Source organism: Methylobacterium sp. WL120, assembly GCF_008039465.1.
Lineage (GTDB): Bacteria > Pseudomonadota > Alphaproteobacteria > Rhizobiales > Beijerinckiaceae > Methylobacterium > Methylobacterium cerastii.
Genome location: NZ_VRUT01000143.1, coordinates 1 through 12,368 on the forward strand (window position 1 = coordinate 1; position 12,368 = coordinate 12,368).

At 73.7% G+C, this 12,368-nt stretch carries 11 protein-coding genes and 1 pseudogene; 7 read left to right on the forward strand and 5 right to left on the reverse strand.

What is annotated here, in order from left to right:
• Positions 1 to 421: GTP-binding protein (locus tag FV229_RS21110; protein WP_187275232.1), on the reverse strand; the 421-nt coding region annotated here is incomplete at its 3' end.
• A gap of 375 nt (positions 422 to 796) precedes the next feature.
• Here FV229_RS21110 and FV229_RS21115 point away from each other — a divergent pair.
• The 4 genes from FV229_RS21115 to FV229_RS21130 all read left to right on the forward strand — a co-directional run bounded on the left by FV229_RS21115 (position 797) and on the right by FV229_RS21130 (position 5,694).
• Positions 797 to 2,380, forward strand: coding sequence for a CYTH and CHAD domain-containing protein (locus tag FV229_RS21115; protein ID WP_147753844.1), 1,584 nt, complete (start codon positions 797 to 799; stop codon positions 2,378 to 2,380).
• Between the two features lie 244 nt (positions 2,381 to 2,624).
• Positions 2,625 to 3,086 carry a Tellurite resistance protein TerB gene (locus FV229_RS21120; protein ID WP_147753845.1) on the forward strand — a complete coding sequence of 154 codons (462 nt, stop codon included), beginning with the start codon at positions 2,625 to 2,627 and terminating at the stop codon, positions 3,084 to 3,086.
• 97 nt (positions 3,087 to 3,183) lie between these two features.
• Positions 3,184 to 4,443 (forward strand): Zn-dependent hydrolase, encoded by a 1,260-nt coding sequence (locus tag FV229_RS21125; RefSeq protein ID WP_147753846.1) that lies wholly within the window; start codon positions 3,184 to 3,186, stop codon positions 4,441 to 4,443.
• Positions 4,444 to 4,446: 3 nt separating this feature from the next.
• A complete protein-coding gene (locus FV229_RS21130; protein ID WP_147753847.1) occupies positions 4,447 to 5,694 on the forward strand; it encodes an allantoate amidohydrolase in 1,248 nt (415 codons plus the stop codon).
• A 9-nt stretch (positions 5,695 to 5,703) separates the two neighbouring features.
• On the opposite strand, the gene FV229_RS21135 is transcribed toward FV229_RS21130, so the two are convergent.
• The 4 genes and pseudogenes from FV229_RS21135 to puuE form a co-directional block, all read right to left on the reverse strand.
• Complete coding sequence (locus tag FV229_RS21135) at positions 5,704 to 6,906, reverse strand: DUF1501 domain-containing protein (protein ID WP_147753848.1); 1,203 nt, start codon at positions 6,904 to 6,906, stop codon at positions 5,704 to 5,706.
• A gap of 9 nt (positions 6,907 to 6,915) precedes the next feature.
• Positions 6,916 to 8,394: a DUF1800 domain-containing protein gene (locus FV229_RS21140; RefSeq protein WP_246688276.1), complete on the reverse strand. Its 1,479-nt coding sequence runs from the start codon at positions 8,392 to 8,394 to the stop codon at positions 6,916 to 6,918.
• A 118-nt stretch (positions 8,395 to 8,512) separates the two neighbouring features.
• Positions 8,513 to 10,147 (reverse strand): aromatic amino acid ammonia-lyase, encoded by a 1,635-nt coding sequence (locus FV229_RS21145; RefSeq protein ID WP_147753850.1) that lies wholly within the window; start codon positions 10,145 to 10,147, stop codon positions 8,513 to 8,515.
• A 58-nt stretch (positions 10,148 to 10,205) separates the two neighbouring features.
• Positions 10,206 to 11,117, reverse strand: a pseudogene (puuE, locus tag FV229_RS21150) (allantoinase PuuE); the annotation flags it as partial.
• Between the two features lie 159 nt (positions 11,118 to 11,276).
• Between puuE and FV229_RS21155 the strand changes: the two are divergent.
• The 3 genes from FV229_RS21155 to FV229_RS21165 all read left to right on the forward strand — a co-directional run.
• A complete protein-coding gene (locus FV229_RS21155) occupies positions 11,277 to 11,747 on the forward strand; it encodes an ureidoglycolate lyase (RefSeq protein ID WP_147753852.1) in 471 nt (156 codons plus the stop codon).
• Positions 11,748 to 11,933: 186 nt separating this feature from the next.
• Positions 11,934 to 12,131, forward strand: a complete 198-nt coding sequence (locus FV229_RS21160) for a DUF4089 domain-containing protein (protein ID WP_147753853.1) — start codon at positions 11,934 to 11,936, stop codon at positions 12,129 to 12,131.
• A 4-nt stretch (positions 12,132 to 12,135) separates the two neighbouring features.
• Positions 12,136 to 12,368 (forward strand): amidase family protein (locus tag FV229_RS21165; protein ID WP_246688275.1); only part of this gene is annotated, 233 nt, incomplete at its 3' end.

Below are 12,368 nucleotides of genomic sequence, written 5' to 3' on the forward strand. Positions count from 1 at the left end.
CCGCCCGCGCGGTCGCCGCCGCGACCTCGGCCGCGCGCTCCGCCAGCCGCTCGGGCGCGACGAGGTCGGACTTGGTGAGCGCGACGACCCCGCGGCGCACGCCGATCAACCGGGCGATCTCGAGGTGCTCGAGGGTCTGCGGCTTGATGCCCTCGTTGGCGTCGACCGCCAGCAGCACCGCGCCCATTCCGGTGGCGCCCGAGATCATCGCGCGGACGAAGCGCTCGTGGCCGGGCAGGTCGACGAGGTCGATCTCGCCGTCACGCCCCTCGGGCGCGAGGAGGGCGAAGCCCGGCACGATCGAGACGCCGCGGGCCTTCTCTTCCTTCAACCGGTCGGTCTCGATGCCGGTGAGCGCCCGAACCAGCGCGGTCTTGCCGTGATCGACATGTCCGATCACGCCGACGAGGAGTGTCTTCATCGCTTGCTCGTCACCGTCCCGACCGGGCGTACTTCCAAAATCGCTGCCGCCGCGCGGCGTTCGTCCGACGACATGGCCGCGGACGCACCGGACATGCAAGCCGTTCCCATGAACGGCCACGTCGCGCCACCTGATCCCGCGACGCGCCCGCCGGCGAGGCCGGACCGCAGTCGATTGCGCACGATAGGTTATCGCATCAGGCTTTTGCACGAAGCGCAGGCGCCACCAAGGGCGAACTTCGCGGATGCGGCGCGGGGTGCGGCACCCTGGCCCCGCGCGTGCTACAGGGCTGCGGACCGCGACGGATCGGAGGAGAGTCCGGTGCGTTCTCGCGGTGACGGGGCTACGGCCCGAAACCAACGGACGACACGCTACATGGACACGCCGCGCGAGATCGAGCTGAAGCTGGACTGCACGGGCCCCGACCTCGCCGCCCTCGGCGCGCACCCGCTCCTGCAGGGGCACGGTGAAGGGCAAGCTGACGGGCACAGCGAAGCCGGAGCCTCCGAGCCGAAGCTTCTCGCGGCGACCTATTACGACACCGAGGACGGGGCGCTGCGCGCCGCCGACCTGACGCTTCGGGTGCGGCGGACGGGGGAGAGCTTCGTCCAGACGGTGAAGGCGGGCTCGGGCGCGGCCGGACTGTTCGACCGGGCGGAATGGGAGAGCCCGGTCGCCGGCGAGGCGCTCGATCCGTCGGCCTTCGCCGGCACGCCGGTGGCCGACCTCATCGCCGAGGCGAAGGCGCCGGCGCTGGTGGCGCAGTTCCGAACCGTGGTGATGCGCTCGGTGCGGCCGGTGACCTACGGCGCCTCGCGGATCGCGGCGACCCTCGACGAGGGCCGGGTCGAGACGGAAAAGGGCGACGCGCCCCTGTGCGAGCTCGAGCTGGAACTCGAATCCGGCAACCCCGCCGACCTGTTCGCGCTGGCCCAGGCGCTCGCCGAGACGGTGCCGCTGCGCGTCGGCGTGCTGTCCAAGAGCGCCCGCGGCTTCGCCCTGCGCGACGGCAAGGCCGCACGGCCGAGCAAGTCCGACATGTCGCCGCTGCCGAAGGACGCGACCGGCGGCGAGGCCTTCCGCCACATCGCGCTCGGGTGCCTGCGGCACCTGCGCCTGAACGAGGACGTCTGGCGGCACGCCCGCGACCCGGAGGCGCTGCACCAGATGCGGGTGGCCCTGCGGCGGCTGCGCACCGCGCTCTGGCTGTTCCGGCCGATGCTGGCGGGCGACGCCCGCGCGACCGCGCTCGGCGACGAGATCAAGCGCGTCACCGAGCCGTTCGGCCGGGCGCGCAACCTCGACGTGTTCCTCGAGAGCACCCTGCCCGAGGAGATCGCCCGGCGGCCGGACGAGCCGGGGCTCGTCGCCCTGCGCGAGCGCCTGGAGACCGAGCGCGACCGGGCGCACGACGCCGTCGGCGCGATCCTGGCCTCGCCCGAATGGCGCGGCCTGCTCCTCGACCTGCTCGCCTGGATCGAGGTCGGCCCGTGGCGGGAAGGCGCGGGCAAGCTCCGCGACGCGCCTGCCCGCGAGCTCGCCACGGAGGTGCTGGAGCGCCTGCGCCGGCGGATCGCCAAGCGCGGCCGGCACATCGAACGGCTCGACCCGGAGGCGCGCCATCGCGTGCGCATCGCCGGCAAGAAGCTGCGCTACGGTGCCGAGTTCTTCGCGGGCCTCTACGGCGGCCGGAAAGCGCGTCGGCGCCACAAGGCGTTCGCCGCCGCCCTGTCCGACCTTCAGGACCACCTCGGCGGCCTCAACGACCTCGCCACCGCGCACGCGGTGATGGCCGGCCTCGCCGACGAGTCCGGCCCCAAGCCGGACGCCCTCGACGGCCAGGCCCTGTTCGCCGCGGGCCTCGCCACCGCCGACGCCGAGGCGAAGGCGGACGACCTGCTCGCGGGCGCGGCCGAGGCCCACGGCACCCTGACCGACCTCAAGCCGTTCTGGCGCTGAAGCGGCCGGCCCACGGCACCTCGACGAGGCCGGACCATGCGGGCCGGGCGCGCCCGTTGGGGGTAGGCGCGCCCGGCCCGACGGTCGGCCGGCATCCGGACCGGGAGGCCGGGCGACGGGGCATCATCGCGCCTGCGTTTTTCTCGATCATGTCCGTTCGACGCGGGCCGTCATCGGTGCAACACGGACCGCCCGGGTTCTGTTATCCCCCCGACGCATCGGCGCCCCCAAAGACCCGGTTCCCATGAGCTTCCTGAAAGACATCTTCGGCCGCCTGACCCAGGCGGTGACGGCCTATGCCGGCGACAAGGCCTTGATGCTGGCGGCGGTCTCGGCCGCCGCCAACGTCATCGTCGCCGACGGCGAGGTGGCCGGCGCCGAGTTCGAGACGGCTTTGGCCGGCCTCAAGGCCAACCCGATCCTCGAGAAGGGCTACGACACCCTGATGCTCGAGGCCGAGCTCTACGACGGGATCGCCCGCGCCCGGACGCGGGCGGGCCGGGCGGAGAACCTGCGCCACGCGTCGGCGCTCGCCGACCGGGCGCAGGCGCTTCGCGAAAACGTCTTCCTGATCGCCGCCGACGTCGCCGACCAGGACGGGATCAGCGGCATCGAGGCGGTGGCGCTGGCCGAGATCGCCGCCGCGCTCGGCGTCGACGGCGACGCGCTGCTCGGCGCCTCGCCGGTGCGCCGCCCGGTACCGTGATCCCGGGCGGCGGCCGGACGGGCACGATCCTTGCCGGCCGCCGGGCCGTCACGCGGGCATCGTGACACGAGACACACACGCGAACACGGAGGCCAGGATGGCCGGCACGGCGAAGACCCATAACCTGCGCGTCGACGGCTCGCGCCTGTGGGCGACGATCACGGAGACGGCGCGGTTCGGCGCGACGCCGGCCGGCGGGCTCAACCGCCTCACCCTGTCGCCGGAGGACGGCCAGGTCCGCGACTGGTTCCGGGACGCCTGCCAGGCTGCAGGGCTCACGGTGCGGGTCGACGCCCTCGGCACCCAGTACGCCCTGCGGCCCGGGCGCGACGCGAGCCGCCTGCCCGTCGCCTTCGGCTCGCACCTCGACACCCAGCCGACCGGTGGCCGCTTCGACGGCATCCTCGGCGTGCTGGCCGGGCTGGAGGCGATGCGCGCCCTGAACGACGCCGGCATCGAGACCGAGGCGCCGCTGCTGCTGGTCAACTGGACCAACGAGGAGGGCTCGCGCTTCGCCCCCGCGATGATGGCGTCCGCCGCCTATGCCGGCGACTTCACCACCGACGAGATCCTGGACAAGACCGACGCGGCCGGCATCACCGTCGGCGATGCGCTCGACGCGATCGGCTACCGCGGGACCGACGCCGTGGGCGACCAGGCGATCGGCGCCTTCGTCGAGCTGCACATCGAGCAGGGGCCGATCCTGGAGGCCGAGGGCCTGACCGTCGGCGTGGTCGAGGGCGGGCAGGGCATCGCCTGGTTCGACGGCACGATCACCGGCTTCGAGGCGCATGCCGGCACCACGCCGATGCCGCGCCGCCGCGACGCGCTGCTCGGGCTGGCCGAGATCGCGCTCGCGGTCGAGCGGATCGCACGCGCGCACGCGCCCACCGCCGTCGCGACCGTCGGCGAGGCCGTGATCGGCGCCCCCTCCCGCAACGTGGTGCCGGGGCTGGTGCGCTTCACCCTCGACGTGCGCGACCCGAAATCGGAGGTCCTCGACGCGATCGAGGCGGAGCTGCGCGCGAGCCTCCCCGCGATCGCCGAACGGCGAAACCTCGCCGTCGACCTCGCGCGGATCTGGCGCAAGGAGCCGGTGCCGTTCGATCCGGGCGTGATCGCGGCGGTGGATGCCGCGGCCGAAAGCCTGGGCCTTTCGCGCCGCCGCATGGTCTCGGGCGCCGGGCACGACGCCTGCAACCTCGCGGGCCGGGTCCCGACCGCGATGATCTTCGTGCCGTGCAAGGACGGCGTCAGCCACAACGAATCGGAGTCGGCGACGCCGGCCGACTGCGCCGCCGGCGCCGACGTGCTGCTGCAGACGGTGCTGACCCTCGCCAACGCGCCGAAGGCCTGATCCGTGGAGGCCCCGACCCGGCAGGCGTTCGCCCCCCGCATCCAGCGGCGGCTCGACGCGCTGGCCCAGATCAGCGCCGAGCCGAGCGCGATCACCCGCCTCTACCTCACCCCCGAGCAGGCGCGGGCCGAGGTCCTGGTCGCCGGCTGGATGCAGGAGGCCGGGATGCGGGTGCACCGCGACGCCGTCGGCAACCTGATCGGCCGCGTCGAGGGCCGCGAGCCCGGCGGCCCGGCCCTGGTGATCGGCTCGCACCTCGACACCGTGCGCAACGCCGGCCGCTACGACGGGCCGCTCGGCGTCATCGCCGGGATCGCTTGCGTCGCGGCGCTGCTGCGCGAAGGCCCTCCGCCGGTCGCGATCGAGGTGGTGGGCTTCGCCGACGAGGAGGGCGTGCGCTTCGCCGCCACCCTCACCGGCAGCCGGGCCTTCGCCGGCCATCTCGACCCGGCGGCGCTCCGCACCCTCGATTCCGCCGGCACGACGCTCGCCGCCGCAATGCGCGAATACGGCCTCGACCCGAAGGCGGTGCCGGGCGCGGCGCGGCGCCCGGACGAGATCCTCGGCTACGTCGAGCTCCACATCGAGCAGGGGCCGATGCTGGAGCGCGAGGGGCTGCCCGTCGGCCTCGTCACAGCGATCAGCGGGGCGAGCCGCCTGGAGATCACCCTGTCGGGCGAAGCCGGCCACGCCGGCACCGTCGCCATGACCGAACGCCGCGACGCGCTCGCGGGCGCCGCCGAATGCATCCTGGCGATCGAGGCGCGCTGCCGCAGCGAGGAACACCTCGTCGGCACCGTCGGGCGCATCCAGGCGCTGCCCGGCGCGGTCAACACCATCCCGGGCCAGGCCAAGTTCAGCCTGGACCTGCGCGCGCCCGACGACGCGCAGCGGCACGCCGCCCTCGCGGACATCGACGGCGCCTGCAAGCGCATCGCGCTCCGCCGCCGGCTCGGCTTCGGCATCGCCCTCCTGCACGAGGCGGAGGCGGTGCCCTGCGACCCGGGCATGACGGCGCTGGTCGAGGCGGCGATCGTCGCCGAGGGCCATCCCGTCCTGTCGCTGCCGAGCGGGGCCGGCCACGACGGCATGGCGGTGGCGGCGATCGCGCCGATCGCCATGGTCTTCGTGCGCTGCCGCGGCGGCGTCAGCCACAACCCGGCCGAGTTCGCGAGCCTGCCCGACATCGAGGCCGGGACCCGGGTGCTGCTCGGGACGGTTCGCGGGTTCCTGGCGCAGCGGGCGGGGTAGCGCCGCGGATCAGACCAGCCCGAGGTCGGCCGGCGCCGCGTCCGCGAACACCCGCCGGAGGCTCGCCGGATCGAGCCCGTAGAGGCGCCGCAGCAGCCCGGCGAGCAGGCTGCGGTAGTCGGTGAGCACCGGGTGATCCCGGTTCTGGAACAGGTGCGCCTCGTCGGCCCGGACCTGCGGCCCGGCGATGCGGCCGCCGCGAACCCCGCCGCCCAGCACCCAGTAGACGCTGCCGTGCCCGTGATCGGTGCCGCGGTTGCCGTTCTCGCGGAAGGTGCGGCCGAACTCGGAGAGCACGACCACCACCGTGTCGTTCCAGGCGGGGCCGACCTCCTCGACGAAGCCCGACAGCCCGCGGCCGAGCTCGCCGATCCGGTCGGCGAGGTAGCCGGTGGCCGCGCCCTGGTTCACGTGCGTGTCCCAGCCGCCGACGTCGACGAAGCCGAGGTTGAACTGTTCGCGCATCAGCCGGCCGATGCGCCGGGCCGAGAGCTCGAAGCCCTTCGGCGAGACGGCGCCGCGATCCGCCTCGGCCTGATGCTCCGAGACCGACTGGTAGACCGCGTCGCGCACGCGAAACCCCTCGGCCACCGCCGCGCCAAGCGGCGTGTCGCGGTACATCGCCGTGATCAGCCCGGCCTGGCGCGCGTCGACGCCGGGCTTGGCGACCCCGTTGATCGCGATGTTGGGCACCGTCTCAGGCCCGCGGAAGATCAGCGGGATCTGCTCGGTGAAGGCGATCGGGCGCACCCGCGTCAGCTCGGCGGCGAGCCGCGCCATAAAGCCCGAATTGTAGTCGCGGGCGGCGCCGACCGTCTGCCCGAGCTCGATCGTGTCCTGGGTCTCGAAATGGCTGCGCGTGAGGTCGTCGGTGCCCGAAAACGGCACGAAGGCGGCCTGCCCCTTCGCGTAGAGCGGCAGGATCGTGTCGCGCAAGCTCGGGTGCAGGCTCCAGTCGGCGTCGAGGGCCAGCGCCGCAGCCGGGTTGGCCGGGTCCGGCCGCGCCACCGCGAGGGTCGGCCGGGCGCGGTAGTAGAAGTCGCCGCCCGTCGGGATCACGACGTTGGCCGCGTCGTAGGCGCCGCGCAGGAACACCACGAGCAGGCGCGCATCCGCCTTCGGCGCGGCCCAGACCCGGCCGGCGACGGTCGAGAGCCCGAGGGCGAGGGAGGCTCGGATCAGGCGGCGGCGGTGCGGGTCGCGCGGGTCCATGGGAGGCCTTCAGCGCATGAATTCGGGGGCGGACAGGAACAGGGTGTTCCAGTCCTGCGGGGAGACGGCGCGGGCGAGGGCGTCCCGGGTCGGGGCGCCCAGCGTCGCCGACAGGGTCGAGAAGTACAGCCCGTTCTGGAGGAGCGGGAAGGCCGGCTCGTCGGGCAGGCCGGGGGCCGGCTTGAACAGGCCGGCGGAGCCCGACCCGATCTGCCGGGCGATCTCGAAGCGCGTCGTCATCTGCCCCGGCCCGTTCCAGGCGGCGGCGCCGAGCGGGTAGCCGTCCGGCGTCGAGCGGTTGAACAGGCCCTCGCCGAGGCGGTTGAGCCAGCCCTGGACCGGCAGGGTGTTGCGGATCGTCCGGTCGTCGTAGGCGAGGCGCACGGCCGAGAGCACGTACCGGACCGGGTCCTTGAACCCGCCCCCGAGGGAGGCCGCGAACTCGGGCGCGTGGACCAGCGCGTCGAGCACGGCGGCGATGTCGCCGTCGCTGCGGGTGAAGACCTGCGCCAGCCGCGCCACCAGGGCGTCCGGGGGCGGGGTCCCCAGGACATAGGTCGCGAGCGCCGCCGACACGGCCCGCGCGGTGGCGGGCGCGCGGGCGATCAGGTCGAGGGCCTCGACGACCTCGGGCCAGCCGCGGCCGCGGATCGCGTGGCCGAGGAAGACCTTGTCACCGTAATCGTGGCGGTTCGGGTTGAATTCGAACAGGCCGGCGCGGACGAGGTCGGCCTGCCGTTCCGGCTTCAGCTTCGGGTCCTCGGGGCGGGCGTCGATGCCGACGCCCGTGAGGATGCGGGCCAGCGCCTCGACGTCGCCCTGCGTGTAGCCGGAGCCGACGCCCATTGTGTGCAGCTCCATCAGCTCGCGGGCGTAGTTCTCGTTGAGATGGCCGGCGGCGTTGTCGGCGTTGTCGAGGTAGCGCAGCATCGCCGGGTGCCGCAGGGTCGCCTCCAGCAGGTCGCGGAAGCGGCCCAGCGCGTGCGGGCGGATCGCCGCGTCGACGTAGTCGCCGACCATCGCCCGCAGGTTCGCCTTGCCCTGGTGGACGTTGAAGCGGTTGAGCCAGAACCAGGTCATGCGCTCGCGCAGCTGGTCGGGGCTCGCCAGCGCCCGCAGGATCGTCGCCGCGGCGGCGGCCCGGGCCGTGGCCGACAGCGCCGCCTGGTAGGCCTGCTGCGCGGCCTTGCGCGCCTCCGGGTCGGGCTCGGCGTTGGCGGCCTTCGCCTGCGCGTCGAAGGCGGAGATCCGCTCGATCAGCGTGCCCTTCGGCGCGAGCGCGTCGACCTGCGCCTGGGCGGCCTCCGGCAGGCGCGGGCTTACGGGGGGATGAAGCTGCTCCTTGAGCCAGCGCTCGCGGCCCTTGGCGCGCAGCTCCGCATGGCTCGCGGGCGAGACGCCCCAGGTCAGGGCATCGAGGAAGGCGGCGTCGCGAAGTGCGGCGTCGGTCGCCGGCGCCGCGCGGGCTGCGACCGGCGCGACGGCCAGGAGCGTCGCGAGCGTCAGACAGGACGCGCCAAGGGCAGGGCGCACGATCGAATCCCCCTCGTTCCCGCCCGATCCAGCGACCCGATTGTGGCGCCGATGCGGTTGCGGGCCGCGGGGCCTATTCCAGCGGGCCGACCGCGGCCTCCACCGCCGCGACCACCGCCCCCGAGCGCACCAGAGCGAGCGCGGCCTCCATCTCGCTCTGGTACCAGCGGTCGCCGGACAGGGCCGGGGCGATGACCTTGCGCACCGCGTCCAGCGCCGCCTGGGTGCCGGAGCCGAGGGGATGCTCCCGGGCCACGTCGGCGACGAGGGAGAGCGCCTGGCAGGCCATCAGGATCTCGCCGGCGACGATGGTCTCGACGTTGGCGACGATGGTGCGGGCCTTGCGCGCGCACCAGGTCGAGTTCGAGACGTGGTCCTCGGCGTTCGACTTGCCGGGGATCGAGTCGACCGAGCCGGGCATCGACAGGGTCCGGTTCTCCATGACGAGGGCCGACATCGTGCATTGCACGGTGGCGAAGCCCGTGTTGAGGCCCTTCTTGCCGGCGAGCAGGTTGCGCGGCAGGCCGTAGCTCATGGTCGGGTCGACGAGGCGCGCGAGCCGCCGCTCCGAGATCGAGCCGAGGTCGGTGGCGGTGATGGCGAGCAGGTCCATCGCCTGCGCCACGTAGGCGCCGTGGAAGTGCCCGGCCGAGATGCAGGTGTAGTGGTCGGCCCCGTCGGCGAAGATCAGCGGGTTGTCGGTGGCCGCGTTGATCTCGGTGCCCATGATGCCGTCGACGTAGGCCAGCGCCTCGCGCACCGGCCCGTGCACCTGCGGCGCGCAGCGCAGCGAGTACACGTCCTGCACCCGCGGCGGCGGGGCTTGGCCGGGCGCGCGGGCCTCGTCGGGGAACACCGTGACGCGGGCGCCTTCGGTGCAGCGCTCGGAATCGCCGATCATCCGCAGCACGTTGCGGGCCGAGGCCGCCTGGCCCTTGTGCGGGCGGGCGGCGTGGACGCGGGGATCGAAGGCGGCCTTCTCCGCCCGCAACGCCTCGAGCGTCAGGGCGAGCGCGACCTCGGCGGCCTTCAGCACCCGCTTCATGTCCTCGAGCGCCAGCACGCCGACGGCGAGCGACACGGTGGAGCCGTTGATCAGAGCCGAGGCGTCCTTGGCCTCCAGGGGGAATTCGGCCGGAAGGCCCGCCAGCGTCAGCGCCTCGCGGGCCGGCATGCGGCGGCCCTCGTAATAGGCCTCGGCCTCCGCGAACCCGCAGATCGCCCCGGCCAGGTGTGCCAGCGGCGCGAGGTCGCCCGACGCCCCGACCGAACCCTTGGACGGGATCACCGGCACGATCCCGGCGTTCAGGCAGGCGAGCAGCCGGTCGACGACGGCGACGCGCGGCCCGGAGAAGTTCGAGGCGAAGGCGTTGGCGCGCAGCAGCATGGTGGCGCGCACCGCCTCCGCGTCGAACGGCTCGCCCATGCCGGTGGCGTGGGCGTAGACGGTGAGCCGCTGGTAGGCCTGCATCTCGTCCATGCGCACGCGCTGGTCCTTGAACAGGCCGACGCCGGTGTTGAACGAATACATCAGCGGCGCGTCGTCGGTCATGAAGTGCGCGTCGATGTAGTCCCGCGCGCCGACGAGGTTCTTTCGCGCGCCCTCGTCCAGGACCGCCTCGGCGCGGTGGCCGGCGGCGTCGGGGCGGGCGACCGCGAGCACGTCCGCTGCGGTGAGGGTGCGGCCGTCGATGGTGGTCGTCGTCATGGGCTGTCTCTCGAAGGGGGGCTTTCCCGGCGGGGGAGCACGAACCGGGCCGTCACGGCGCCGGATGGCGGGCGATCCAGTGGCGGGCGACGTCGAGGCGGCGGGCGAGCCAGACGCGGTCGTGGGCGGCGACGTGGTCGAGGAAGCGGGCGAGCGCCGCCATCCGCCCCGGCCGGCCGACGAGGCGGCAATGCAGGCCAACCGACATCATCTTGGGCGCCGTCGCACCCTCGGCGTAGAGCACGTCGAAGCTGTCGCGGAGGTAGGCGAAGAACTGGTCGCCGGAATTGAAGCCCTGGAGGCTGGCGAACCGCATGTCGTTGGCGTCGAGGGTGTAGGGCACCACGAGGCCGGTGCGCCCGGCCTGCGTCAGCCAGTAGGGCAGGTCGTCGGCGTAGGAATCCGACAGGTAGGTGAAGCCGCGCTCCAGGCCGAGCTCCAGGGTGTGGACCGAGGAGCGGCCGGTGTACCAGCCCTCGGGCCTCGTCCCCGTCACCGCCGCGTGGATGCGGATCGCCTCGTCCATCGCCGCCGCCTCGTCCGCGCGGGAGGCGTCGCGCATGTCGATCCACTTGAGGCCGTGGCTGGCGATCTCCCACTCGGCCTCCCGCATCGCCGCGACGGCCTCCGGGTTGCGCATCAGCGCATGCGCCACGCCGAACACGGTGACGGGTATCCCGCGGGCCGTGAACAGCCGCCACAGCCGCCAGAACCCGGCGCGCGAGCCGTACTCGTAGAGCGATTCCATGTTCATGTGGCGCTGCCCCGGCCAGGGCTGCGCGCCGACGATCTCGGACAGGAACGCCTCGGACGCGGGGTCGCCGTGCAGGATGCAGTTCTCGGCGCCCTCCTCGTAGTTCAGCACGATCTGCACCGCGACGCGGGCCTCGCCCGGCCAGTCGGCCCGAGGCGGGTTGCGGCCGTAGCCGACGAGGTCGCGGGGGTAGGCAGGGTCGCGGGGATCGGTCAACGGATCTGCTCGGGTGGTCGCCAGGCTCCCTCGACGCAAGGACGCGGCCGGGGCCGCCGTCAACCCCGCCCGCGGGATCCGGCCCGAATCCCGCTTGAAGCCGGCGCCCGCCGTGCCCCCTCGGCGCGGCGCCGGAAAGCCGTGAAACCAGGACCGCCGATGCGCACGATCCCGATCGAACCGGTGGACGAGGCCGCCCTTCGGCCCTTCGCCGACCTGCTGGTCGCACCGGACAGCGGGCCGCGGCAGGACCATGCGAGCCCGATCGAGAACTTTCGCGCGGGCGTCGCCGCCAACCTCGCCCTGATCCGCAGCGAGCCGTTCGCCGGCCTAATGCCCCTGACCCGCCTGGAGCGGCATCCCCATTCGAGCCAGGCCTTCCTGCCGCTGGCGGTGGAGGCCTACCTCGTCGTCGTGGCGCCCGACCGCGACGGGCGGCCCGACGAATCCGCGATCCGCGCCTTCCGGGTGCCGGGACATGCCGGCGTCAACTACCGCGCCGGGGCCTGGCACGCGCACCTGACGACGCTCTCGACCCCCGGCACCTTCGCGATGCTCGTGCACGAGGACGGCACGCCGGAGGATTGCGTGTTCGCCGCCATCGCGCCGGTGACCCTCGGCCCCGATTGATCGATCTGCGCCCGCATGATGCGCAGCGTCAGCCAAATGATTATAAAATAGGCAAATCCGCTCGATCGGATCATGCCTGCGAAATGGGCAGGCGCGATACCTAGCCCCTTACGCGCCGGGTTTGGCGCAACCCTTGCCCGCCGACCCTGCCCCGCTCGGCCCACGCCCTTTCGATGAGGATGCCCGATGACGACCCGCGACGCACCGCTGCCGGATCTCGATGCCTTCGCCTCCGCCAGCGCCGCACTTCTCGGCTTGAGCCTCGATCCCGCCTGGGTCGCGCCGGTGACGGCCAACCTCCGGGTGCTGGCCGCCGCAGCCGACCTCGTCGGCGGCTTCCCGCTGCCCGACGAGGCCGAGGCCGCCCCGGTCTTCGAGGCCTGAGGCGATGGAGCAGAGCACCGACTGGAGCCGGGCCGAGGCCGGGTCGATCGCCGCCGGCGTCGGGCAGGGGCGTGTCCGAGCGCGCACCGTGATCGAGGCCGCGCTGGCGCGGATCGCCCGGATCGACCCGGCGATCAACGCCTTCACCGACGTGACCGCCGACCGGGCGCTGGCCGCGGCCGACGCCCTCGATGCGCGGACGGCCGCCGGCACGCCGCCGGGGCCGCTCGCCGGCGT